The sequence below is a fragment of the Allobosea sp. RCC_152_1 genome (genome assembly GCF_041360765.1).
GTDB classification, from domain to species: Bacteria; Pseudomonadota; Alphaproteobacteria; order Rhizobiales; family Beijerinckiaceae; genus Allobosea; species Allobosea spartocytisi.
Map to the genome: position 1 here is coordinate 85,967 of NZ_JBFUPU010000012.1, position 23,007 is coordinate 108,973.

Here is a 23,007-nt window from a genome sequence, read left to right on the forward strand (position 1 = left end):
TTCAATACGTTTTTTGAAAGCTCATTCTCTTGACCCTTGGGCTTCTCGGGCGGCATCGTCACGAGCAATAATTGCATCGCGGCGGATGCCGGGTGCAGGCTTTACGAGCGAGGTCCGCGATGTCCGCCAACGCCCGCCAGCTGACGCTGAATCTTTTCATCTATCCCGGCGGCCATCATGAGGCGGCCTGGCGCTATCCCGCTTCCGAGCCGAAGCGGGTGCTCGACATCACCTATTACCAGGAGCTCGCGCGCCGGGCAGAGGCCGCCAAATTCGATGCGATCTTCTTTGCCGACGGTCCCTCTCTGCCAGAGAACGTGCGGTACTCGTCGCGCGTGCGCTTCGAGCCCCTGACATGGCTCTCGGCCATCGCAGCCGTGACCGAGAGGATCGGGCTGATCGCGACCTCTTCGACGACCTATAACGAGCCCTACAACCTCGCCCGGCTTTTCGCCTCGCTCGATCATCTGTCGAACGGACGTGCCGGCTGGAACATCGTCACGACCAGTGATGCCGGCGCTGCGCAGAATTTCGGCTTGCCCGAACATCCGCCACATGGCGAGCGGTACGAGAAGGCGCGCGAGTTCCTCGATGTCGTCAGCAAGCTCTGGGATAGCTGGGAGGACGATGCTTTCGTCGCCGATCCCGAAAGCGGGGTTTTCGCGGATGGGAGCAAGGTCCATCGCATCGATCACGTCGGCCGGCATTACCGAGTGCGGGGGCCGCTCAACGTCGCGCGGTCTCCCCAGGGCCGGCCGGTCTATGTGCAGGCGGGATCCTCGGAGGACGGCCGTTCCTTTGCGGCCCAGTTCGCCGAGGCAATCTTCACCGCGCACCAGACGCTGCCGAGCGCGCAGGAATTCTACCGGGACATCAAGACGCGCGCGACCGCGCTGGGGCGCCGGCCGGAGCATATCCGGGTCCTGCCGGGCATCAGCCCCTTCCTGGGCTCGACCCAGGCGGAAGCCGAGCGGCTGGAGGAGGAGATCAACGAACTCATCCAGCCTGCGGCGTCGCTCGAGCAGCTCAAGCGTATGGTCGGCCTCGACCTGACCGGCTTCGATCTCGACGGCCCGTTCCCGCGGCATCTCGTCGACACGAACGGGCCGAAGGGCGTGGCAAGCCGTTTCCAGCTCATCGTCGACATCGTCGACCGCGAGAACCCGACCATTCGCCAGCTGATCCGCCGCCTCGCCGGCGCGCGCGGGCATCGCGTCGTGGTCGGGACGCCGGACCATGTTGCCGACGAGATACAGACATGGTTCGAGCAGGGCGCCGCGGATGGCTTCAATGTGATGCCGCCCTATCTCACCGGAGGATTCGATACCTTCGTCGCCGAGGTGGTGCCGATCCTGCGCAAACGCGGCCTCTTCCGGCATGATTATACCGGCTCGACGCTACGCGAGCACTACGGCCTGCCGCGTCCGGAGAGCATTTTCGCAGCGGAGCAGCGCCAGAGCGCTTGAGCCGCCCCGGCGAGGCGATGAAAAAGGCCCGGATGCGCGTGCATCCGGGCCTTTCTGTTTTGGGGCCTGGACCTGTAGGGCCCTGTCAGGGCGCGGGGTTGCCGTGCAACTGATGGGCGGCATCGATGCGCGCCTCGATCTCCGGCGTGATCGCGACATCGGCTGTCGCGAGATCGGAATCGAGCTGTTCGAGGCTGGTGGCCCCGATGATCGTCGACGTCACGAAAGGACGGCTCGTGACATAGGCGATGGCGAGTTGCGCCGGATCGAGATCGAAATCGGCAGCGATCGCCAGGTAGGCATCGATCGCCGATTCCGTTCCGGGCTTCTGGTAGCGCTGCCCGCGTTCGAACAGCGTCGTCCGCGCCCCTGGCGGGCGGGCTCCCCGCTGGTACTTGCCGGTGAGAAAGCCCTGCGCGAGCGGGGAATAGGCGAGCAGCCCAACCTGCTCCCGCTCATGGAATTCCGCCAGGCCGGTCTCATAGGTCCTGTTCAGCAGGTTGTAGGCGTTCTGCACGCTGGCGACGCGCGGCCATCCGCGCGTCTCGGACAGATGCAGGAACCGCGACAGGCCCCAGGCGGTCTCGTTGGAGAGACCGATATGCCGGACCTTGCCCGAGCTGACGATCCCGTCGAGCGCTTCCAGCGTCTCCTCGATCGGTACTTCCGAGCCGTCGCCGCCGCGGTTCGGTGCATGGGAGCCGTTGCCGAAAAGCGGTACTGTCCGATGCGGCCAGTGCAACTGGTAGAGATCGAGATAGTCCGTCTGGAGACGTTTGAGCGAAGCGTCCAGAGCCTCGTTGATATGGGCGGCGTTCAGGCGCGGCGAGCTGCCGTCCTTGCGCAGATAGTTACGATCGCTTGGGCCGGCGACCTTGGAGGCGAGGATGATCCTGTCGCGCCTGCCGCGCGAGCGCAGCCAGGAGCCGATGATGCGCTCGGTCGATCCCTGGGTTTCCGCGCGCGGCGGTATCGAATAGCTCTCGGCCGTGTCGATGAAGTTGATCCCGGCATCGAAGGCATGGTCGAGCTGTGCGTGGCCCTCGGCTTCGGTGTTCTGCTGTCCCCAGGTCATGGTCCCGAGCGCGATCGATGAGACGCTCAGACCGGTGCGTCCGAGGGGGCGATATTCAGGCATGTCGACATCATCCGTGGGTGGGGAACGGCCCGTTAGGCCTTGGTTTCTGACGGAAAAGGAAAAGGGGGAGGTGCTAGTCGTCAGGCGACCCGGCGCAGATCGGCATCGGTGACGCCCAGGCTCCGCAGCAGTTCAGCGCGGATCTCCGCGAAGCGCATCTCCCGCGCCGCATGGTCCTTCGGGAATTCGATTTGCAGATCGACGATGAAGCGGCCCTGATCCAGGACAAGCACCCGCTGTGCGAGATGGATGGCCTCGTCGACATCGTGCGTGACGAGGAGCACGGCCGGACGGTGTCGCGCGACGAGATCGAGCAGCAGGGCCTGCATGCGCAGCCGCGTCAGCGCGTCGAGCGCGCCGAAGGGCTCATCGAGCAGCAGCAGATCCGGCGAGCGCACCAGCGAGCGCGCCAGCGCCGCGCGTTGCTGCTCGCCGCCGGAGAGCTGGGTGGGCCAGGCCTCGACCCGCTGGGTCAGCCCGACCTCCGCGAGCGCATCGAGCGCGCGCTTACGCGGCTGCTCGCCCTTCAGGCCGAGCTCGACATTGTCCACGACACGTTTCCAGGGCAGCAGCCGCGCATCCTGGAAGACGACGGAGACGGCGTCCGGCGTGTCGTAGCTGCCTTCGCCCGGCACGCCGTGGTCGAGACCGGCGAGCGCGCGCAGGAACGTGCTCTTGCCCGAGCCGGAGCGCCCGAGAAGGGCGACGAATTCGCCGCGACCGATGGTCAGGTCGACGCGGTCGAGGATGGTGCGCGGGCCGTAGCGGCGTGTCAGGCCCCGCGCCTCGACGGCGGGCCGGGCGATCAGTCCGCGAGAATCTTGCGCCACGGCAGGGCCTTTCGCGTGATGAGGCGTACGAGCCAATCGGAGCTCAGCCCGAGGGCCGCGTAGACGGCAAGGCACAGGATGATGACCTCAGTCTGCCCGTAGGTGCGCGCGAGGTTGATCATGTAGCCGAGGCCGCTCGTGGCATTGACCTGCTCGACGACGACGAGCGCGAGCCAGGAATAGGTGACGCCAAAGCGGAGCCCGAGCAGGAAGCCCGGCAGGGCGGCGGGCAGCACGACATGGCGCAGGAATTGCCAGTTGCTGAGGTCCAGCGTCTCCGCCAGCTCGATATAGCGTGAATCGGTCGAACGCAGCCCGTCATGGGTCTGGATGTAGATCGGCGCGAAGGTGATCAGCGCGATCGTCAGGATCTTCATCGGCTCGCCGATGCCGAACCAGAGCATCAGCAGCGGGATCAGCGCCAGTGCCGGAATGGCGCGCTTGATCTGGATCGGTCCGTCGACGAGGTATTCGCCGATGCGGCTCAACCCGGCGACGATACCGAGCGAGGCGCCGGCGACGATGCCCCAGAAAAGTCCCCAGAATGACCGCTGGAACGACGTCCAGAGGTTCTCCTGCAACCGCCCGTCTCCAATGAGTTCGTAACCTGTCGTCACGACCGTCCAGGGCGGCGAGAGGATGCGGTCGTCGATCGTACCCGTGGCACTCCCGACGCTCCAGAGGACCAATAGCAAGACGGGTCCGAGTGCGGGACCGAAGCGCCAGACCGGTCCCGGGCCGAGCTTGCGCTTCCGCCTGGCGAAGCCAGGCTCCGCGGCACCGGCACCGGCCGATCGACCGAGAATGCGGAACAGCAGAGGGCGCGGGCGGGCTTGGCGCAGAACGCTGCCTTCGATCGAGAGGTCCGCCATCGTGCTACTCCCCGTCGCGATAAGCTTTGCCCGCGACCGTTTCGAACCGGGGGTCGAATAGCGTTCCGGCCTTGAACGGCGGCTTTTTCAACTCCTCCGCAAGCAGGTCGACGGTTTCCTGCAGGCGTTCCGAGGCGGCGACCCAGTCGAGCGGGACATCGGGACGGCCGTTCGACTGGACAAGGAAGCGACCTGCATCCTCCTTGAGGCCCTGATCCTTGACGTAGTAGCCCTTGATCCACTCTTCCGGATGGGTCTCGATCCATTTCGTCGCGCGGCCCCAGGCCGCGACATAAGCGCGGATCGCGGCTGCCTTGTCGGCATCTTCCAGCGAGCTTTTCGCCACGTAGAGGAAGGACGGATCGTCGCGCAATCCGTGGGGCAGAACCTTCGCGCCGTCGCGCTCGTAGTTCTGGGCGAAGCGCTGCTTGTTCGCCTCGGCGATCGGCGCGACATCGACGAGCTTGCTGGCGAGCGCGTTGACATAGGTATCGCCGACGCTCGGCAGTTCGATCAGCTCGACGTCGCTGCGCCCGAGCTTGAGCTTCTTGAGCACGCGCAGGACGAGCGCGCCCTGGGCCTGACCGGGGCTGAAGGCGATCTTGCGGCCCTTGATCTCCTCGAGCTTCGTGATGCCGGAGCCGGGAGCGGTCGCGATGACGTAGATCGGGTTGACGACCGGGTCGAGCCTGTATTTCGTCGCAACGATCCGCGTCTCGAGCCCGGTCCAGCGGGCGTGGATGGGCGGGATGTCCGCGACGGAGCCGACATCGAGCGCCTTCGCCCGAAAAGCCTCGATGGTCTGCGGGCCGCCGGAGATGTTGGCCCATTCGACCTTGAATGGCAGCTTTGCGAGTTCGCCCGACAGCGTCAGCGCGACGCGCGTCTGCGGGTCGCCGATCACGAGCTTTGTTCCCGACGCGATCGCCTCGGGGATCGGCGCGTCGTCCGCAAGGGGAGCGGCGTTCGCCATCGGAGAGAAGGTGATTGCGGCCAGAACGGCCGCTACGGCGCGATAGACTCGGTTGAGTGCCATGCTTCGGCTTCCGTATGCTGAAATGACGAGCCCGAGCATGTGCATCGCGACGAAATTAGTCTATAGAATTTATATTCTAATATCGCGACATGCGAGGACGATCCGGGGCTACGCGCGCCCTCCCGGCGAAAGGTCTTCCTTCGCCTGAACGGGTCAGAAGAACCCCAGGTTCGGCAGCGGCGCGCCGCTAAGTTCGTGCGCACCGAGAGCCAGCGCCTTGTAGCTAGCCGGATTGTGCGAGGAGAGCGTCCGGGCGTTGCGCCAATGGCGGTCGAGATTCTGCCGAAGGGTGGCGGCCGAGGCGCCGCCGACATCGAAGAGGGCCGATGCCGAGCGGAGCACGAACTCGTCGACGATGACCTTGGTCTTCGCGGCGGCGAGGGCTGCCTGGTGTGAAAGCTCGATCAGCCTCTCATCGGCCGGATCGATGGCGCGCAGGTCGGCGACGGCATCGATCGCGTCACCGGTCGCCAGGATGGCGAGTTCGGCGACGAAAGCTTCGCTCGCGATGCGCCCGATCGTCTGCTGCAGCACAGGATCCTCGGCGGGAACGGGCGTCAGCGCGTAGTAGAAGTTTCGCTTGCGGCCGAGCAGAAGCGCCTTGGCATCCCGCAGCACGGCATGCAGCACGCCGGTATTGGCGGTGGTGACGATCGTCTGTGCGATCGTGCTGGCGAAGGCGTTCACGTAAGGGCTCGTGTCGCGCAGGATCTCGTCGGCTTCTACACGCACGTTCTGGAAATTGGTCGTTCCGGTGCCGGTCAGACGTTGTCCGATGCCGTCCCAATCGTCCAGCCGCTCGATCCCCTCGCGATCGGTCGGGATGATGAGCGATACGTCTTCGCCTTCGGGCGATGTCGCCCGCACGAGCGTCAGATCGGCATAGAGCGTTCCGGTGCTGTAATATTTCGTTCCGTCCAGACGGAAGCCCGCGCCATCGGTGCTCAGCCGTGTCTTCAGGTCCCCCCGGCCGCCGGTCTGCTTGCGGTCGAGCTCCGTGGTAGCGAGGCCGATCAAGCCTCCTTCTGCCACGATGGCGCGCCACGCCGGATTGTAACCGGCCTCACGCCCCGTGACGAAACGCTCCGTGACGAAGAAATGGTTGCGGAAGATGTGCGCGAGATTGGAATCGGCCTCTGCGAGACGCAGGAGCGCGCCCAGCACCTGTCGCCATGACGCGCCGGCCCCGCCAGCCTCGACCGGAAGGCGCAGGGCGCCAAACCGCAGGGCGCGCAGTTTGTCGAGCAGCTGGTAGGGGTGCTCTCGCTGGGCGTCGCGGTCCGATGAACTGCAGGCGATCTCGTCGAAGACGGCGGCGAGTTCGGTCGGTCTGGCCGAGGCCGGGAGGTCGAGAGGCTGGGGCAAGGGAGTGCTTTCGGGAGCGAGGGGTCGATTCACGACGGGAAAGACGTGCCGGGGGCCACTGTCCCCGACCATCGAGAACAGGCGAACGCGGCCCGCGGGCCGGGCAGGGGCGGGCTGGTCACGCCTCCAGATAGAGGTCGGCGAAGTTCGCCCTCAGGCCATTGGCTGAAACGGTGTGGTTCTTCACCCGCTTGTTGAAGACGGTGATGTTCTTCTGCGCGACCAGTTCGTGATGAGGCAGGTCGCGAACGAGCAGATGCTGCACCTTGCGGAACAATTCCTGCCGCTTGGAGAGGTCCGGCTCGATGGCTGCGGCCTCGAAGAGCGCGTCGACGTCGGGGTTGCTGTAGTTCGCACCGTTCGAGAACGGCGTGCCCTTCTTGATGTTCTTGGTCCAGAACAGACGCTGCACCCCGACGGTCGGGTCGAAATAGTTGCCGAGCCAGGCGTTGGCGAAGTCGAAATCGCGGTCGGTATAGACGCGGCGGATATAGCTGGCGAAGTCCTGGCCGCGGATGGTGACCTCGATGCCGATGCGCGCGAGCGCCTGCTTGATGAACTCCGAGCCGCGCTTGAAGTTGTCGCCATAGGGCAGATAGTCGTTCGTCAGCCTGAAGCGAACGCCACCCCCGCCGCGCTTCAGCCCGGCTTCGTCGAGCAAGGCCTCGGCGCGCTTGGGATCGAACTTGTAAGCTGGTAGATCGGTTGCGTGCCACTGCTTGAGCGCCGGCACGACCGGGCCGTTGGCGATATCGCCGTAGCCGTACCACACGATGTCGAGATAGGCCTTCTTGTCGATGGCGTGCGCAATCGCCTGACGAACCCTGACATCCTTCAGATAAGGGTTATCGAGGTTGAAGACGAGCTGGTTGATGTCTCCGGAATAGGCGGAACCGCGTTCCTCGACACCGAGCTGCGGGATGGCGGCGAAGCGGCCGACCTCCGCGAGCGGCACGGGGTTGTCGCCGGCGATGTCGGCGGTCCCTGATTCCAGCGCCACGGCGCGGGCCGCCAGATCCGTCACGACCCTGACGATCAGCCTGTCGACATAAGGCTTCGGCTGGTCCCAATAGTTCGGATTGCGCTCATAGAGAATGTGGCTGCCGCGCTGCCACTCCTTGAAGACGAACGGTCCCGTCCCGATCGGAGCGTTGTGAGCCGGGTTCGAGACCGGATCCTTGCCCTCGAAGACATGCTTGGCGATGATCGGCGCCTGCGAGGCGATCAGCGCCGTCAGGAAATAGGGTGCCGGCTTCGAGAAGACGACGATCGCGGTGTGCGGGTCAGGCGTCCGCACCTCGGCGAGATTGGCGAAGGTGCTGCGATTATGGGCGTGGTGCTGCTTCAGAAACAGCAGAGAGAAGGCGACATCCTCCGCCGTGAAATCGCGGCCGTCATGCCATTTGACGCCCCGGCGGAGCTCGAAGCGGTAGGTCAACCCGTCCTCACTGACGTCCCAGGCCGTCGCCAGCTGTGGCTTCGGCGTGAGATCGAAATCATAATCGAGCAGTCCCTCATGCACTTTCGGGCTGACGAACGACGTCGGTCCGGAAACATTGACCGCCGAGAGCAGCGCTGTGGGCTCGGGGTCTATCACCGCCGTCAGAACCCCGCCTCGCTTCGGTACCGAGCTCAGCTGGGCCTGCGCGACGGCCTCCGAAACGAGTCCCTGTGGCGTGAGGACCAGCAGGCCACCGGCGGCGAGAAGTTGACGTCGGGAAGGATAATGGGCGGACATGGGGCATTCCGTCGAGTTGTCGGTGATCTGGGGGATGGCGCGGCGCGTCAGGCCGTGCGTCGCGGGAGCTCTGCATAGCGGCTTGTCGGGCGTGGCAGGCCGAAGCGCTCGCGGAGCGTGTTCTCGCGATAATCCGTCCGGAAGATGCCGCGCTTTTGCAGGATCGGGACGACGTGATCGACGAAGATCTCCAACCCGTCCGGCAGGACGTCCGGCATCAGGTTGAAACCGTCCGCCGCGCCGCTGAGGAACCACGCTTCGATGTCGTCAGCGGCCGCTTCCGGCGTGGCGACGAGCACGCGATGTCCAATGCCGCCGCCGAGCTTGTAGATGAGCTGGCGCAGCGTGAGATTGCCCTGCCTTGCGAAGTTCAGCGTTGCGCGCGCGAAGGTGTGGCCGCCATTGGTGGGGATCGGCAGGTCGGGAAACGGCGCGTCGAGATCGAGATGGGACAGATCCTGCCCGAAGGTCCCGCCGATGCGCCGCACCGCGTAATCGAGCGGGATCAGCGAGCCCAGTTCCTCTTCGCGGCGGCGCAGTTCCGCCTCCGTCGAAGCGATGACGGTTCCCAGACCCGGCAAGGCGACGATCGAGCGCGGATCGCGCCCGTTGGCGACGGCGCGCCGCCGCAGATCGCCGATATAGGCGAGCGCCAGATCCTGATCCTCGCCGACGCTGAAGACGGCGTCGGCATAGCGGGCGGCAAAATCGCGCCCGTCATCGGAGCCGCCGGCCTGAACGATGATCGGATGTCCCTGGGGCGAGCGCGGCACGTTGAGGGGGCCGGCGACCTTGAAGAAGGCGCCCTCATGGTCGATGCGGTGGATCCTGCGCTTGTCGAGGAGCGTGTTGCGCGCCTTGTCGCCGACGAAGGCGTCCTCCTCCCAGCTGTCCCAGAGCTTGAGCAGGACTTCCGCGAATTCCTGCCCGCGCGCGTAGCGACGGGCGTGCTCCATGACCGTCTGCCCGAAATTGGCGGCGGCGGCGCCGTTGGCCGTGGTGACCAGGTTCACGCCGACGCGGCCGCCGCTGAGCAGATCGAGTGTCTGGAACCGCCGCGCGATATTGTATGGCTCGTTGTAGCTTGTCGAGATCGTGGCGATCAGGCCAAGATGAGAGGTCGCCGTCGCGATTGCCGCGAGCGTGATGGAGGGCTCCAATCCATTGAAGCTCTTTTCCTCGGCGCGATCTTCCAGGGCCGGCTGGTCCGCCAGGAACATCGCGTCGAGTTTGCCGCGCTCGGCGATCCTGGCGGAGCGCACGTAATGTCCGATATCGATGCTGGCGCGGGGGTCTGCCTGCGGCACGCGCCAGGCCGAGGCGTAAAAGCCGCCATGGAGGATATTGACGTTGAGATGGAGCTGTCGGGTCTGGGTCATGGCTGCCTCCGCAGCGAAGGCTATGGCTTGTCATTAAATAGTCAATAAAATAACTATACTAATATTCGTCGCCTTTCGGAGCGTACGTACGGTTTTTGAGCGTCCCCGGAGCAAGTCTCACCTCGGGCTCGTCGCGGGGTGCCTGCCGAAAAGGTCGGCGCGCCGCCGCGATTGCGGCGACGTGGTCGTTATCTTGGACTGTGTCGCCAAGCGGTGGAATGACTCGGCGGAGGAAAGCGAGTGGACGTCGCGAAAGGGCGTTATCCCTCGCGATGCGCGAAAGTCGCCTCCGGGCGGCTTGTTGCGTTTCCGCCCACGGAGGTTCATCGCCGCCGGTTCCAGGGGTTCAGGCATGAGACGCACGCCGCCAAAAACGGCTTGCTGCCCCACGCAGGAAATAAAGTATACTTTTTTAGTATATAATATTGAGCCGCTTCTCATCCTCGCTTAGTTTTTTGAGCGCTCGCCTGGTCCATGTCGGTCCGGCGCCAGCCAGCCGGAGGTTTGGGGAGTGGTCAGTCGTCACGCGCCGATCGTGGATTTTCACAGTCACTACCTGCCACCCCGGCAGATCATCGGCGCCTCGCGGCGGGCCGAAGCGGAGCGGCATCGACCGCTGGATCGCATCGCGCCAAGAATCGGGGATCCGGACGCGATCCTGTCTGATCTGCGCGGAGCCGGTATCGCGACCCGCGTGTTGAGCGTCCCCCTTCCTTTCGTGGCGCCGGGCGGCGATCAGGACTCGGAACTCATCCACCGCATAAACGACCACCTGGCCGATCTTGCCGGTCGTCATCCGGGGCGGTTGTCGGCCCACGCCACGATCGATGCCTTCGCCGGCGACGAGGGGGCGCGGGAGGTCGAGCGCGTGGCGACCGAACTCGGCTTCCGCAGCATTTTCATCGACAGCGCCAGGGACAGAAAACTCCTCAATGCCGAAAGCGCGCGGCCGGTCCTGATCGAGGCGGCACGCCGCGGCCTGACGGTCTTCGCGCACCCGATCAATCCACCCGAACTCCGCGAGCAGGCCGAGTCCATCGGCGGCTCGCTCGGCGTGCGGCTGGCGCGCGGAACGGTGAATGCCGCTTCGCTGCTCTCCCTGATCCAGGCCGGTGTGTTCGAGACGGTGCCGGGACTTCATCTCGTCGTGACGACGCTGGCCGTGCAGGCCCTCACCTACATCTCGATCTTCGACGATGCGCCGCAGTTCCTGAAGCAGGCCCGGAACGGAACGCGCCAGCATCTCTATGTCGATACCATGGGCGCGCAGCCGGCATTCATCCGCTACGCCGCGGAACTGCTGGGGGCGGACCACGTCGTTGCTGGCAGCGACTGGCCTATCGCCGGTCGGGACATCTCGCCCGATCAACTGCTTCCGGCGCTCCAGGCGGCGGGACTGACCGAGGCCGAGCAGGCTCTCGTCGCCGGCGGCAATGCTGCCCGTCTCCTCGGCCTTGCGCTTCCCGACGTGACGATCGCAGCCGCGTGAGGATCTGCGCGGAGCCAATCCCGAGTCAGCACGAAACGGATCGACGATGACAGCCGCAGTCACCAGCAGCCTTGATGGGATTCCCTCGCATTTCGCGGTCGACCTGCGTGACCCCTACCTCGCCAAGGTCGCAGAACTGTCCTCGATATTTGCGGTCGATGCGGTATCGAACGACAAGGCCGGAGGGAAGCCTTTGCCGCAGCTCGCAGCTCTGAAGCGCAGTGGTCTCCTGAATCTGACGATCCCGGCGCCCCATGGAGGGGAAGGCCAGAATTGGTCGAAAGCGCTCCGGATCGCGCGCGAACTCGCGAAAGCCGATGGTTCGGTCGGCCATCTCTACGGCTATCATTTCCTGTCGGTGCACGCGGCGTTTCTCCGCGGCTCGCCCGAGCAGGCGGCGGATATCTATACGCGCTCGGCCGCGGGGAACTGGTTCTGGGGCAATAACGGCAACAGTTTCTCGAAGACGCTATTCGGCCGGCGTGAGGGCGAATACACCATCGTGGACGGGTTCAAGCCTTTCACATCAGGCTCCCATATCGCGGATCATCTCAGCATCTCCTGGGAGGACGAACTGACGCGGGAGCGCGTCTTCGCCGTCATTCCGGCCGGCCGGGAGGGACTCACCGTGGAGGACGATTGGGACGGCTTCGGACAGCGCCAGACCGGCTCCGGCCGGGTCACCTACCGGGGCGTGCGCGTGCACGAGAGCGAGGTGCTGAACTACGCCGGCCATGACGGACGGCCGCTGCGAACGCTGGGGCCCCAGCTTCAACAGAGCGTGCTTCTCAATGTCTTCGTCGGCAGTGCGCAGGGCGCGCTCCTCGCGGCCCGTCAGTACACGCGCGAGACATCGCGGCCATGGATCCATTCCGGCGTCGAGAGCCATGTCCAGGACCCCTGGGTGCAACGTGTCTATGGCGAGCAGTACGCACGTATCCGGGCGGCGACTTTGCTCGCGGACGAGGCAGCCGAGGCGCTCGATGCGGCGTGGTCGCGCGGTTTCGATCTCACGGAGGCCGAGCGCGGCGAAGCCGCTGTCAGCATCGCGGCCGCGAACGTCTTCGCCGGAGATGTGGCGCTTGAGGCGACGAGCAAGATTTTCGAGGTGATGGGCGCGCGTTCGGCGACACGCGCTCTCGGGCTGGACCGCTTCTGGCGCAATGTGCGCACCCACACGCTCCATAATCCCGCGGAGTACAAGCTCCGGAACGTCGGCAAGGCCTTTCTCACCGGCCTCTATCCGGAGCCGGCGGCTTTTCAGTGATCGGCCGCGCCGCAGCCTGGGCTACGGCGCGCGCCCCGTATCAATGCGGCCTGGGAATGTCGTGGCGCTCGGCGAGGAGCTCGAGAATCCGGCGGGTGTCGTTGACGAAGCGCAGGCCCGACGCAGCTGTGGCTGCATCGGACGGCGCCGGGATGTCGTCACCCAGGATCAGCAGCGGCAGCGATTGATGATCCTCACCGACGAGTTCGGCGACCGGGTGACGCGGCCGCGGAAACGGAAGTTTGCTCACCTCGAGACGCGAGGCCAGTTTCGGGTGGCTCACCAGCACCCCTTCGATCTGGTTGCTGAAGGGACAAAAGAACGCCTCGCCGGGCCGCTTCGGATCCTCGAAACCCGGTTCAAGCAGGAAAATTCGATCACGGCTCATGCTGACTCCTCGAAATAATTGTACACTCGATTAGTATATAATTTTGGATGCCGGTCGCCAACCGCATTTCGTCCCTTCATTCGCGTTCAAAAGACATCCCGGTTTTCGCGGATCGGTTGCGCCGATCACCCACCATGCCCAAGGGGCGGTTCGAGGGTGCGTCCCCTTCACGCAAGTGAAAATTTTCGTTTCCGCGCCTTTGCCAGACCCGGCACTGCGCGACCCGAGCGATATTAGAATATCATTTCTATAGACTATTTTGGTTTGCCTGGTAGTTTTTCAGAAGGTCATCGATCGCATGGCCGCACACGCCACGGGAAGGACAAGCTGGCAAGCCATGACAAGCCTGACCGAAGTGGCGTTTGAGGCGGAGCGTCCATCACGGCGCCTGGAGCCTGTTTCTCTTTATGGGCTGACCTCCGGGCTCGCCTGGGGCGCTGTCGCGGCCGGCGCCCTGATCTGGCCCGATGTCGGCGATTGGCTGGAGACGCAGCGCTTTGCGGTCGCTGCAGCCGTGTTTGGGGCCGGCTTCGTGGCGATTGCCGTAGCCGGGCGCTGGTTGCTGCGCGCGGGAGCCTGGATACGCGAGGCGGGTCCCTGGCTGACGGTGTCGGGGATCGTCCTGGCGCTTTGGCAAGTGGCATCGGCCAAGTTCGGCTGGTTGCCCCTGCCGTTCTTCCCGCCGCCGCAGGCCTTGCTCGAGGTCTACACCGAAGATTATGCCAAGCTCGGCGACAGCGTGTTCGCGTCGCTGCGGCTGCTCGTCGTCGGATTCGCCATCGGGGCCGCGTTCGGATTCTTCGCCGGGGTCGCCATCGGCTGGTCGCGCCGGGCCGGCTACTGGGTGCATCCGGTCCTGCGCTTCATCGGCCCGCTGCCGGCGACCGCCTGGCTGCCGATCGCGTTCTTCGCCTTCCCTTCGAGCTGGAGCGCCAGCATCTTCCTGATCGCGCTGGCCACCGGCTTTCCGGTGACCGTGCTGACCTGGTCGGGAATAGCGAGCGTCGACGGTCGCTATTACGATGTGGCGCGAACCCTCGGCGCCAAGCCTCTGTTCCTGGTGTTGCGCGTCGCCATCCCTGCCGCCCTGCCGCATGTCTTCGTCGGGCTGTTCATGGCGCTGGGTTCCGCCTTCTCGGTCCTCATGGTCGCCGAGCTCATGGGCGTGAAGGCCGGGATCGGCTTCTACATGCAATGGGCTCAGGGCTGGGCGTCCTACGCCAATGTCTATGCGGCGCTCGTCGTGCTCGCCTTGCTGTGCTCGGGGTCGATCACCCTGCTGTTTCGCCTGCGCGACCGCGTTCTTTCCTGGCAGAAGGGTCTTGTCCAATGGTAGCCGCCGCCTTGCGTGAGGACGGACCCGTCGCCCATGCCGGAGCGTCGCTCGGTATCGCCGACGTCAGCCACGCCTTCGATCTCGACGGGGCCGTCCTGCCGGTCCTCAATCATGTCAGCCTCGATGTCGCTCCCGGCGAGTTCGTCGCGCTGCTGGGGCCGTCCGGCTGCGGGAAGTCGACATTGCTGCGTCTGGTCGCCGGCCTCGAGCCGCCGCGGCGCGGAGCGTTGCGCGAGAATGGCCAGCCCATCAAGGGGCCGCACCCCTCCCGCGTCGTGGTCTTTCAGGACCCGACGCTGTTACCGTGGCGCACGGTCTGGGACAATGTGGCGCTGGGGCCGCAGGCGCAGGGCACCCTCAAAAGCCAGCGCCAGCGGGTCGATGAAACCCTCGAACTCGTCGGCTTGTCGCAATTCGCGAAAGCCTATCCGCACCAGCTCTCGGGCGGCATGGCGCAGCGCGTCGCCCTTGCCCGCGCGCTGGTCAACGACCCGTCGATTCTCATCCTGGACGAGCCGCTGGGCAAGCTCGATTCATTGACGAGGCTGACCATGCAGTCGGAGCTCGTCGCGCTCTGGCAGCGGAAGGGTTTCACGGCGATCCTGGTGACGCATGATGTCGAGGAGGCGCTCTTCCTTGCGACGCGCGTGGTCATCTTCAGTGACCGGCCGGCGAGCGTGAAGGCCGATTTCGCCGTCGATCTCCCTTACCCGCGCCATCGCGGTGATCCCCGCCTCTCCGGGCTCCGGCACGAGAGCCTGCGTCTGCTGGGCCTCGATGCCAGCTGGTAGGCGCCTTTCCATCTCATCCGCAGAAGGAATCAAAGCCATGTCCGACGAAAACATCTTGAAGAACGGGGTTTTGTCTCGCCGCAGCGTGATCGCCGGCGCAGCGGGGTTTGCGATCGGCGCGCCTCTGGCGGCCGGCCTGGGTTCGCAGGCATCACTGGCTCAGAGCGGCCCGACGAAGCTCAAGCTTGGCTGGAGCGGCACCGGCATCTGCCTGATTTCCGTTCCCGTCGCGGCGGAAAAGGGCTTTTTCACCAAACACGGCCTCGATGTCGAGATCGTCAAGTTCGGCTCGAATTTCGACGGCAGCCTGGAAGCGGTCGCCTCCGGGAAGATCGATGCGACCGTGAATTTCATCCTCCGTTTCCTGAAACCGCTGGAGCAGGGCATCAACATCCGCTTCACCGGCGCGTTGCACGGCGGCTGCATCCGGGTGATCTCGGCGGTGGATTCGCAGGAGACGGACTACAAGTCGCTCAAGGGCAAGTCGATCGGCGTCGTCGACATGGCGAGCGCCGGCAAGAACTTCCTGGCGGTGCAGCTGTTCAAGGCCGGCATCAACCCCGAGAACGAGGTCAACTGGCGGGTCTATCCCGTCGATCTTCTCGGCGAGGCGATCAGAAAAGGCGAGATCCAGGCCGCGGTCGATGCCGATCCCGGCATCTTCCTCGTTCTCAAGAACAATGAGGACAAGCTTCACGAGATCGGCGGCCTGCTGACGACCGACCCTTACAAGGACCTTTCCTGCTGCGGCATCGCGGTGCGCAAGGACTTCGCTGAGAACAACAAGCCGGCCAGTGCCGCGCTCACCCGCGCTCTGCTCGACTCCGCCGACTGGGTAACGAAGAATCCCGATGAGGCGGCGCAGATATTCACCGCCTACAGCCCGATCGCAAAATCGACCCTGGGCGAGATCATCCGCAGCCACACGCACCAGCATCATTTCGGCTCGGGCCAGCGCCTGCGCGACGAGATCGCGCTGTATGCCGGCGATCTGCGCTCGGTCGGCATCATCCGCCCCCGCACCGATCCGAAGGCTTTGGCCGAGCGCGTCGTCGTCGACGTGCTGACCTGAAGCCAAACGCGCCGGCGGGGGTGTGCGCCCGCCGATACCCGGCCAGATGGTGAGACAACCGTGACCGAAGCGACCCTACCAGAAACTCCGGTGTCGGCCGCGCTGTCCAGCGCGCCGGAAGCGCGAGCCAAAGACATCACCCTGGCCGTCGCCGCGATCGCCTGGGCGGCGGCGGGCGGCGTGACGCTGCTCTGGCCCAGCATCAAGACCTTTCCCTTCACCTTCCATCTGGCCGCCGGCCAGGCTCTGATCGGGCTCCTTCTGCTCCTCGCCTATGGCTTGGGATCTTATCTGCGCGGGGTCGATCGCTGGCTTCGCCGCAACGGGCCGTGGCTCGTCGCTCTGCCGGTCCTGCTGTCGATCTGGCAGATCGCGTCGGCCAAGACCGGCTATTGGCCGCAGCCTTACTTTCCGCCGGCACAGGGGTTGATCGAGGCCTATGCGGCTGATTACCCGCGGCTGTTGGAGGGGGTGCGAGCTTCTCTGGTGCTTCTCTCCCTCGGTCTCGGACTCGGCGCGACGGCGGGTTTCCTGACTGGGTTGGCCACCGGGTGGACGCGCCGCGTCGGCTACTGGACCAGCCCGATCCTGCGCTATGTCGGCCCGATCCCGACCACGGCGCTGATCCCGCTCGTCCTCTTCCTGTTTCCTTCGAGCTTCAGCGCCGGCGTGTTTCTCGTGGCGCTCGCGACCTGGTTCCCGGTCACGATCCTCACATGGTCCGGCGTCGCGAGCGTCGACAAGGCCTATTACGACGTCGCCCGCACGCTCGGGGCCGGCCCGTTCTTCCTGCTGCGGAGAATCGCAGTCCCAGCCTCGCTCCCGCATGTCTTCGTCGGGCTGTTCATGGGGCTCGGCCACGGTATCGCCGTGCTCGTCGTCGCCGAGATGATCGGCGTCAAGGCTGGGCTGGGCTATTACATCGACTGGGCACGGGGATGGACCGCCTATGGGCATCTCTATGCGGGACTGCTCGTCATGGCGCTGCTTTTCTCCGCCGTGACCACGCTGCTCTTCCGCATTCGCGACCGGCTCCTCGTCTGGCAAAAAGGTGTTGTGCAATGGTGACGTCACGGCTTACGCGCAGGGAGTCCGGGTTTGCCGCCCTTGCGGCCATCCTCGCGGGAGGCGTGCCCCGGCCGGCCTGGGCACATGCTCATCTCGCCGCCGCCAGCCCCGCAGTCGACAGCACCGTCCGCGGCGCACCGCGTGAGGTTTCGATCACCTTCACCGAGAAACTCGAAGGCAAGCTCTCGAGCATCGCCGTCAAGGACTCGGCCGGGCGACCGGTCGACGCGGGCAACAGCGCGCTGGCCGATGCGAGCGGAAAGAAGCTGGCCGTCGGTTTGCGCAGCGACATTGGCACCGGCAAATATACCGTGAGCTGGGTTGCGGTTTCGGTCGATACGCATCGCACCACGGGAAGCTTCGGGTTCACCGTGAGCGGCTGAGAATGGCGCAGGTCACAGCGGTCGAGCTGTTGCCGCGCCTTGCACGTGGCGTGGAGCTCGCCGCGCTCATGACCGCGCTCGGTACCCTGGCGATCGGCGCGCTGATCCGTTCGCTGCCACGACCCGAAGACCTGGCATCCTCCGTCGACAGCGCCTTGCTCCGTATTTTCCGGAGCGCGGCCACGCTGGCCCTTGTCGCGATGCTGACATGGCTTCCGCTTCAGGCCCTTCAGATCGCCGGCGAGAGCCGAGGATGGTTTTCGGCAAGCCTGCTCGTGCTGACGGGGACGACGTTCGGTTCGGCCCTTGCCGCACGCTTCGGCTTGGTGGCGCTCTCGCTCGGCATCGCGGGCGCGCTCCGCTCGACCTGGCGCCTCGCGGCTGCGCTTCTGCTCGCTGGCGCGGCGCTCTCGATTCAGCCTTGGCTCGGCCATGCGGCGGCGGCCGATGATCGGCTTCAGCGTGTCTTGATCGGGGCTCATGTCGTTGCCGCGGGATTTTGGCTCGGTTCCCTGCCGGCGCTGACGATCGTCGTCGCGCGGCTGCCTCCCGACATGGCGGCGGTGGCGACCCGGCGCTTCTCCTGGCTCGGCCTCGGATGCGTCGCCGTGATCGCCGGCAGCGCATTGCCGCAATCGCTGTCGCTCATCGGCGATGTCGGCGGCTTGTTCGGCACCGCCTACGGTCTCACGGCGCTGGCCAAGACGGCCGGGCTGGCCGGGCTTCTCGCCATGGCCGCCCTGAACCGCTTCATCCTGACGCCGCGTATCGGGCATGAGGCAGGGCGTCGCGCGCTCGTGCTCAGCATCGCCGTCGAGACGGCGCTCGGCGCGGCAGTGGTCGCTGCTGCGGTCGGGTTGGCGAGCCTCCCGCCCGGCGCGCATGAGCAGGCGGTCTGGCCGTTTGCGCTGCAGCCCGACCTTTCCCGGATCGGCGAAGCCTATTATGCGAAAGAGCTGTGGCGCGGCGCCGCTATCCTTGTGGTGGCCCTGGGCATGGTGGTCTCTCTGCTTTGGCGGCGCACGCGGTTGTTCGGGCCGATCATCGGCGCAGCCTTGCTCTTTTGGTTGCCTTTGCCGAATTTTGCCCTGTTGGCCAAGCCGGCATGGCCAACGAGCTTTCAGCGTTCCGAGACGGGTTTTGCGGCCGCAGCGATCTTGCGGGGCGAGGCGCTGACGAAAGAGCTCTGCACCGCCGATTGCTTCAGGCCGCGAGACGATCCTTCGGACCCCAGCCCCTACGGCCTGTGGCAACGCGGCGACGGCGATCTCTATGGCTGGCTGACCGATGTCTTCGACAGGATCGGCCACAGCCCGTTTCCGTACGGGACGATCGCAAAGCTCGACCCCCGCGAGCGTTGGCAGCTCATCGACTATTTTCGTGCACGCGTCGCCGGCAGCGTCGCAAGGAATGCTGGCAACTGGCCCTATCCCGTGCTGACGCCGGATTTTCCCGTGACCTGCCGTGACGGACGCAGCTCCATGCGCGACATCCTGGGACAGTCCGGCAGGCCGATTGAGATCGCCATCCCGGGTCGGGATGGCGCTGCACCGCCTCCTGCTCCGCAGGACATCGTGCTAACCCGCATTCTTCTCGCGAGCGCTCAGGATGACGCTGTTCCTACAGGGGTCGATTGCGTGTCCACGTCCCCCGATGCCCCTGCCGCTCTGGCTTTGATTGCGGGCGTCGATCAGCGGGGCCTCGCCGGTGGCCGCCTGCTCGCCGATGCCAATGGCTGGCTGCGCAGCCGACTGCTACCGCTTCCGAGCGACGACGAGAAGCGGACGCTGACGGCCTGGGCGGCCGAGATCTCGCGGGTCGCGGCCGCTCCTTTCGAGGCCGGCGGTATCGGCACGCACCGGCACTGAGGCACATGGGGAATGTTGGCCGCCGGAGAGCGACGCAGCGTCCGCTTCGGCGCCGGGTCTCGCATGGATTCGAGAGTTCGCACTGCCATGTCCGGACGGGCGTCTGTCGATCCGCCCGTCCTCGAGTCCGTGTCAGGAGGCCTTCGGGCGGGTGGCGCGATGCCAGCGGGCAACATCCACGGCGATGAAGACGGCGAGGCTCAAGCCGACGAGCGGCAAGGCCGAGCCGAGCAGGATGGCGGCGGCAAACGCACCGAACCGCGCACCCCATTGCAGCCGCAGCCACGCGTCGATCACCGTGCGCGGCACGGCGCCGGCCGGGGGGCGCTGGCGCCACCAGATCCGGTAGCCGAAAAGGGTGGTGATGGTGAGCGCGATGCCGAGCGCGGCCATCAGCAGTTGGTTCGGCAGGCCGAAAAGCACGCCCATATGCGCGTCGATGCCCCAGCGGATCAGTTTGGCGATCAGGGGAAATGTCTCGAAATCGGCGCGGCTCACGACGGTGAAGTCGCGAGGGTCGATCGCGATGGTGTCCACCTGCGTCGGCCAGCTCCGGTCGTATTCGCGGACCAGCCAGGCCTGACCTTCGGCACGCGGCGGGCGCAGTTCGACGAAGCCTGAGTCGATACCCGCTGCGCGTGCTGTCGCAAGGACCCGGTCGAACACGCCGCCGGTCGCGAGGAGGGCGGGCCCGGCATGGTCATGCCCAACGTGCCCCTCGTGTCCACCTGATGCCGACGCACCGGCGCCCAGCTTCAACGACACCGAGGGCGTCACCCAGCCGAGCGTCGCGCGAAGCGCATCGATACGGTCGCCGGCGTATTTCGACCAGGTCAGGCCTGTCACCGAGAGGAACAGTAACCCTGCGGAGAGCCAGAGGCCGAGCAGGGCATGGCGGCGCCGGGTGCGCAGCGCCGCATTGCGCCGTGCCCGCGTCGCTGCCTCGGGATGCCGCCGCCAATACCACATCGCGATGCCCCCGAGCACGACGGCCCAGAGCCAGGATGCGGCGAGTTCGCTGTAGTTGCGGCCGAGATCGCCGAGAAGCAGATTGCGGTGCAGGTAGTCCAGCGTCGTGCGGAAGGGCAGAATGCCGCTTGTTCCATAGACGATGAGATCGCCCTGGACGCGCAGCGAGACGGGATCGACGAAGATCGCGCGGCTCTCCGACTCGCCGAGGCCGGGCTGCGTGAACATGACGCGCGCCGTCTGTCCCGGGCCCGGCGATGGCCGCACGGCGAAGAGCTTTGGGCCTGCGCCGATATGCGCGCGTGCAGCCTCGATCTGCGCGGCCAGCGGAAGAGACTCACCCGTGGTACGGGTCGTCAGCTGATCCCGATAGAGGATCGTCTCGATCTGCGGGGTCAGCACATAGAGCGTGCCGGTAATGGCGGCGACGAGGATAAAGGGGCCGACGAACAGGCCGGCGTAGAAATGCAACCGGGTGATGAAGGCCTTGACTTCAGGGGACAAGGCGAAGGCGCGGCTGCTCTCGACGCGCGAAGAGCGATCCGTGTGGACGGTCATGGAGAATTCCCGAAAGACTGAACATGGCGGGCCCGCAAGCGTTGTCGAGCGCGAAGCGCGACATCGATCGGAGGCCCGTTGCGAATGGTGCAGCTTCAGGCGGGAATGGGCGGCCCCCTCGGGCGGGCGGCCAGGGTGATTTGCGAGAGACGCAGTTGCCGCGCAGGAGGCGAGGCGTAGGCCACGACCTCGCCTGGCTGCTCGACCAGCACATGGGCGGTGGGCGGCGAGGGGGCCTGCGCAGGAGCTGTGCTGAGACAAGCCACCAGGCAGCAGCCTGGCAGGCTCCGCTTCAGCGGATTCTCCGCTGCCGGCATGGCGGTTGAATCCGGCGAGCACAGCGTGCCGTGAATCTGACGATCGATGGAGGCAAGATCGAGCGCACGTGCCGTCTGAGCTGCACCCAGGATAGCCTGGACCAGGAGCACGGCCGCAAACAGGAGTGCGATCGGCGAACGCAAGGGCGAGCCGAGCAAGGTTTTCCAGATCTGCCGGCTCAAGGGCGGCAGATCTGGTGTTCCCTCCTGTCGCGGGATTTGCGGCAACGCGTCGGCTCCGGCGGCTCTACTCGGCGGCGAGCGGCAGCGGGCTTGCGGCCGGCCGTTTCAGCCCGAGATGGTCGCGCAGGGTTGTGCCCTCGTATTCCGTGCGAAACAAGCCGCGGCGGCGCAATTCGGGCACGACGAGCCGTGTGAAATCGGCCAGCCCTCCGGGCAATGTCGGTGCCATGACGTTGAAGCCGTCGGCGCCATAGTTGACGAAGCGCTCCTCGAGCTGATCGGCAATCTGCGCGGGCGTGCCAACGAGTTGCCAATGCCCGCGCGCTCCGGCGATCCTGAGGTAGAGCTGGCGGATCGTCAGGTTCTCGCGGCGCGCCAGAGCGATCACGAGTTCGCGCCGGCTCTTGCCCGCATTGGTCTCGGGCAGGTCGGGCAGCGGGCCGTCGAGCGGGTAACTCGAGAGGTCCAGCCCGCCCGCATGCTGGCTGAGGAGGTCGAGGCCGACCTCCGGCGTGATGAGATTCTGAAGCTGCTCGAACTTTTCCTGCGCCTCCGCCTCGGTCCGTCCGACCACCGGGAAGATGCCGGGCAGGATCTTGATGTCCTCGGGCCGGCGCCCGTATTTCGCCAGCCGTCCCTTCACGTCCGCGTAGAAGGCGATCGCGTCATCGAGCGTCTGCTGGGCGGTGAAGACCGCCTCTGCGGTTCGCGCCGCCAGCTCCTTTCCAGGTTCGGAAGAGCCGGCCTGCACCACGACCGGATGCCCCTGAGGTGGCCGGGGTATGTTGAGCGGACCCTGAACCTGGAAATGATGGCCGCGATGGTCCAGCCTGCGGAAGCCGGCGGGATCGAAATAGCGGCCCGATGTGCGGTCGCGCAGGAACGCCCGATCATCCCAGGAGTCCCATAAGTTGGTGACGACGTCGATGAACTCCTCGGCCCGGCTGTAGCGGTCGCCATGGGCGATGTCCTCACCGTGGCCGAAGTTCTGCGACGCCTTGGGATCGCCCGAGGTCACGAGATTCCAACCGGCCCGACCGTTGCTCAACCGGTCGAGCGAGGCGAACTGGCGTGCCAAATTGTAGGGATCGGAATAGCTCGTCGACGCCGTCGCCACGAGACCGATGCGGCTGGTCGCGCCTGCCAGCGCCGAAAGCAGCGTCAGGGGCTCGAACGGATAGGCGCCGTTATGGGCCTTGCGAGAGGCTGCGCTCGCCTCTTCGCCGAACCGTGTCGCCACCCCGTCGGCGAGGAAGACCGCGTCGAACTTGGCATCCTCCGCGATGCGCGCGAAGCTGACGAAATCGGCGAGCGTGTCGCTGTCCGAAGCAGCCGGATGGCGCCACGCCGCGACATGGTGCCCGGTGAAGAGCAGGAAGGCCCCGAGGCTGAACTGGCCGTTACGTCTGGTCATCCGGTGTCTCCGCTTTTGGCTGCCGATCACGGTCTCTTCTGAACATTTGCGCCGGCAGGATCAGCGCGCCGAATGCGTCA

20 protein-coding genes are annotated in these 23,007 nt (G+C 65.7%); 9 read left to right on the plus strand and 11 right to left on the minus strand.

Features of this window, described 5'->3' with window-relative positions; translation table 11 throughout:
* The first annotated feature begins 119 nt into the window (after nucleotides 1–119).
* Nucleotides 120–1,466, plus strand: a complete 1,347-nt coding sequence (locus AB6806_RS26470) for an LLM class flavin-dependent oxidoreductase (protein WP_370955980.1) — start codon at nucleotides 120–122, stop codon at nucleotides 1,464–1,466.
* A gap of 85 nt (nucleotides 1,467–1,551) precedes the next feature.
* Here AB6806_RS26470 and AB6806_RS26475 read toward each other — a convergent pair whose 3' ends face one another.
* From AB6806_RS26475 to AB6806_RS26505, 7 genes are all read right to left on the minus strand, one after another.
* Complete coding sequence (locus AB6806_RS26475; protein WP_370955982.1) at nucleotides 1,552–2,604, minus strand: aldo/keto reductase; 1,053 nt, start codon at nucleotides 2,602–2,604, stop codon at nucleotides 1,552–1,554.
* An 80-nt stretch (nucleotides 2,605–2,684) separates the two neighbouring features.
* Nucleotides 2,685–3,434: an ABC transporter ATP-binding protein gene (locus AB6806_RS26480; protein ID WP_370955983.1), complete on the minus strand. Its 750-nt coding sequence runs from the start codon at nucleotides 3,432–3,434 to the stop codon at nucleotides 2,685–2,687.
* Complete coding sequence (locus tag AB6806_RS26485; protein ID WP_370955984.1) at nucleotides 3,410–4,306, minus strand: ABC transporter permease; 897 nt, start codon at nucleotides 4,304–4,306, stop codon at nucleotides 3,410–3,412. Before AB6806_RS26485 ends, AB6806_RS26480 begins: the two co-directional genes overlap by 25 nt.
* A 4-nt stretch (nucleotides 4,307–4,310) precedes the next feature.
* Complete coding sequence (locus tag AB6806_RS26490) at nucleotides 4,311–5,342, minus strand: ABC transporter substrate-binding protein (RefSeq protein ID WP_370955986.1); 1,032 nt, start codon at nucleotides 5,340–5,342, stop codon at nucleotides 4,311–4,313.
* 153 nt (nucleotides 5,343–5,495) lie between these two features.
* On the minus strand, nucleotides 5,496–6,707 hold the full coding sequence (locus AB6806_RS26495) for an acyl-CoA dehydrogenase family protein (protein WP_370955988.1): 1,212 nt from the start codon (nucleotides 6,705–6,707) through the stop codon (nucleotides 5,496–5,498).
* Nucleotides 6,708–6,825: 118 nt separating this feature from the next.
* Nucleotides 6,826–8,445 (minus strand): ABC transporter substrate-binding protein, encoded by a 1,620-nt coding sequence (locus AB6806_RS26500; protein WP_370955989.1) that lies wholly within the window; start codon nucleotides 8,443–8,445, stop codon nucleotides 6,826–6,828.
* Nucleotides 8,446–8,492: 47 nt separating this feature from the next.
* The gene (locus tag AB6806_RS26505; RefSeq protein ID WP_370955991.1) at nucleotides 8,493–9,824 is read right to left on the minus strand and encodes an LLM class flavin-dependent oxidoreductase; all 1,332 of its coding nucleotides are present in this window, start codon (nucleotides 9,822–9,824) and stop codon (nucleotides 8,493–8,495) included.
* A 511-nt stretch (nucleotides 9,825–10,335) separates the two neighbouring features.
* Here AB6806_RS26505 and AB6806_RS26510 point away from each other — a divergent pair.
* Together AB6806_RS26510 and AB6806_RS26515 are read left to right on the plus strand one after the other, a co-directional pair.
* Nucleotides 10,336–11,313 carry an amidohydrolase family protein gene (locus AB6806_RS26510; protein ID WP_370955993.1) on the plus strand — a complete coding sequence of 326 codons (978 nt, stop codon included), beginning with the start codon at nucleotides 10,336–10,338 and terminating at the stop codon, nucleotides 11,311–11,313.
* Nucleotides 11,314–11,359: 46 nt separating this feature from the next.
* Nucleotides 11,360–12,580 (plus strand): acyl-CoA dehydrogenase family protein, encoded by a 1,221-nt coding sequence (locus AB6806_RS26515; protein WP_370955995.1) that lies wholly within the window; start codon nucleotides 11,360–11,362, stop codon nucleotides 12,578–12,580.
* A 40-nt stretch (nucleotides 12,581–12,620) separates the two neighbouring features.
* Here the strand turns inward: AB6806_RS26515 and AB6806_RS26520 are convergent, their stop codons facing one another.
* On the minus strand, nucleotides 12,621–12,968 hold the full coding sequence (locus AB6806_RS26520; RefSeq protein WP_370955996.1) for a DUF3088 domain-containing protein: 348 nt from the start codon (nucleotides 12,966–12,968) through the stop codon (nucleotides 12,621–12,623).
* A 337-nt stretch (nucleotides 12,969–13,305) separates the two neighbouring features.
* Here AB6806_RS26520 and AB6806_RS26525 point away from each other — a divergent pair, with 337 nt between their 5' ends.
* The 6 genes from AB6806_RS26525 (at nucleotide 13,306) to AB6806_RS26550 (ending at nucleotide 19,486) form a co-directional block, all read left to right on the plus strand.
* Nucleotides 13,306–14,304: an ABC transporter permease gene (locus AB6806_RS26525; RefSeq protein WP_370955998.1), complete on the plus strand. Its 999-nt coding sequence runs from the start codon at nucleotides 13,306–13,308 to the stop codon at nucleotides 14,302–14,304.
* On the plus strand, nucleotides 14,298–15,095 hold the full coding sequence (locus AB6806_RS26530) for an ABC transporter ATP-binding protein (RefSeq protein WP_370955999.1): 798 nt from the start codon (nucleotides 14,298–14,300) through the stop codon (nucleotides 15,093–15,095). Before AB6806_RS26525 ends, AB6806_RS26530 begins: the two co-directional genes overlap by 7 nt.
* A 37-nt stretch (nucleotides 15,096–15,132) precedes the next feature.
* Nucleotides 15,133–16,167, plus strand: coding sequence for an ABC transporter substrate-binding protein (locus tag AB6806_RS26535; RefSeq protein ID WP_370956001.1), 1,035 nt, complete (start codon nucleotides 15,133–15,135; stop codon nucleotides 16,165–16,167).
* A 60-nt stretch (nucleotides 16,168–16,227) separates the two neighbouring features.
* Nucleotides 16,228–17,235, plus strand: coding sequence for an ABC transporter permease (locus AB6806_RS26540; RefSeq protein ID WP_370956003.1), 1,008 nt, complete (start codon nucleotides 16,228–16,230; stop codon nucleotides 17,233–17,235).
* Complete coding sequence (gene copC / locus AB6806_RS26545) at nucleotides 17,229–17,618, plus strand: copper homeostasis periplasmic binding protein CopC (protein ID WP_370956004.1); 390 nt, start codon at nucleotides 17,229–17,231, stop codon at nucleotides 17,616–17,618. Before AB6806_RS26540 ends, copC begins: the two co-directional genes overlap by 7 nt.
* Nucleotides 17,619–18,172: 554 nt before the next feature.
* A complete protein-coding gene (locus tag AB6806_RS26550; protein WP_370956005.1) occupies nucleotides 18,173–19,486 on the plus strand; it encodes a CopD family protein in 1,314 nt (437 codons plus the stop codon).
* A 132-nt stretch (nucleotides 19,487–19,618) separates the two neighbouring features.
* On the opposite strand, the gene AB6806_RS26555 is transcribed toward AB6806_RS26550, so the two are convergent.
* The 3 genes from AB6806_RS26555 to AB6806_RS26565 form a co-directional block, all read right to left on the minus strand.
* Nucleotides 19,619–21,013 carry a PepSY-associated TM helix domain-containing protein gene (locus AB6806_RS26555; RefSeq protein ID WP_370956006.1) on the minus strand — a complete coding sequence of 465 codons (1,395 nt, stop codon included), beginning with the start codon at nucleotides 21,011–21,013 and terminating at the stop codon, nucleotides 19,619–19,621.
* Between the two features lie 95 nt (nucleotides 21,014–21,108).
* The gene (locus tag AB6806_RS26560; protein WP_370956007.1) at nucleotides 21,109–21,513 is read right to left on the minus strand and encodes a hypothetical protein; all 405 of its coding nucleotides are present in this window, start codon (nucleotides 21,511–21,513) and stop codon (nucleotides 21,109–21,111) included.
* A 64-nt stretch (nucleotides 21,514–21,577) separates the two neighbouring features.
* Complete coding sequence (locus AB6806_RS26565) at nucleotides 21,578–22,927, minus strand: LLM class flavin-dependent oxidoreductase (protein WP_370956008.1); 1,350 nt, start codon at nucleotides 22,925–22,927, stop codon at nucleotides 21,578–21,580.
* Nucleotides 22,928–23,007: the final 80 nt, after the last annotated feature.

Bases quoted from the DNA above. Each gene is read 5' to 3' on its own strand.
- AB6806_RS26550 (WP_370956005.1), top strand. From the start codon at position 18,173: ATGGCGGCGGTGGCGACCCGGCGCTTCTCCTGGCTCGGCCTCGGATGC.
- AB6806_RS26500 (WP_370955989.1), bottom strand. From the start codon at position 8,445: ATGTCCGCCCATTATCCTTCCCGACGTCAACTTCTCGCCGCCGGTGGC.
- AB6806_RS26505 (WP_370955991.1), bottom strand. From the start codon at position 9,824: ATGACCCAGACCCGACAGCTCCATCTCAACGTCAATATCCTCCATGGC.
- AB6806_RS26535 (WP_370956001.1), top strand. From the start codon at position 15,133: ATGTCCGACGAAAACATCTTGAAGAACGGGGTTTTGTCTCGCCGCAGC.
- AB6806_RS26520 (WP_370955996.1), bottom strand. From the start codon at position 12,968: ATGAGCCGTGATCGAATTTTCCTGCTTGAACCGGGTTTCGAGGATCCG.
- AB6806_RS26530 (WP_370955999.1), top strand. From the start codon at position 14,298: ATGGTAGCCGCCGCCTTGCGTGAGGACGGACCCGTCGCCCATGCCGGA.
- AB6806_RS26525 (WP_370955998.1), top strand. From the start codon at position 13,306: ATGACAAGCCTGACCGAAGTGGCGTTTGAGGCGGAGCGTCCATCACGG.
- AB6806_RS26470 (WP_370955980.1), top strand. From the start codon at position 120: ATGTCCGCCAACGCCCGCCAGCTGACGCTGAATCTTTTCATCTATCCC.
- AB6806_RS26475 (WP_370955982.1), bottom strand. From the start codon at position 2,604: ATGCCTGAATATCGCCCCCTCGGACGCACCGGTCTGAGCGTCTCATCG.
- AB6806_RS26490 (WP_370955986.1), bottom strand. From the start codon at position 5,342: ATGGCACTCAACCGAGTCTATCGCGCCGTAGCGGCCGTTCTGGCCGCA.
- AB6806_RS26555 (WP_370956006.1), bottom strand. From the start codon at position 21,013: ATGACCGTCCACACGGATCGCTCTTCGCGCGTCGAGAGCAGCCGCGCC.
- AB6806_RS26565 (WP_370956008.1), bottom strand. From the start codon at position 22,927: ATGACCAGACGTAACGGCCAGTTCAGCCTCGGGGCCTTCCTGCTCTTC.
- AB6806_RS26485 (WP_370955984.1), bottom strand. From the start codon at position 4,306: ATGGCGGACCTCTCGATCGAAGGCAGCGTTCTGCGCCAAGCCCGCCCG.
- copC (WP_370956004.1), top strand. From the start codon at position 17,229: ATGGTGACGTCACGGCTTACGCGCAGGGAGTCCGGGTTTGCCGCCCTT.
- AB6806_RS26515 (WP_370955995.1), top strand. From the start codon at position 11,360: ATGACAGCCGCAGTCACCAGCAGCCTTGATGGGATTCCCTCGCATTTC.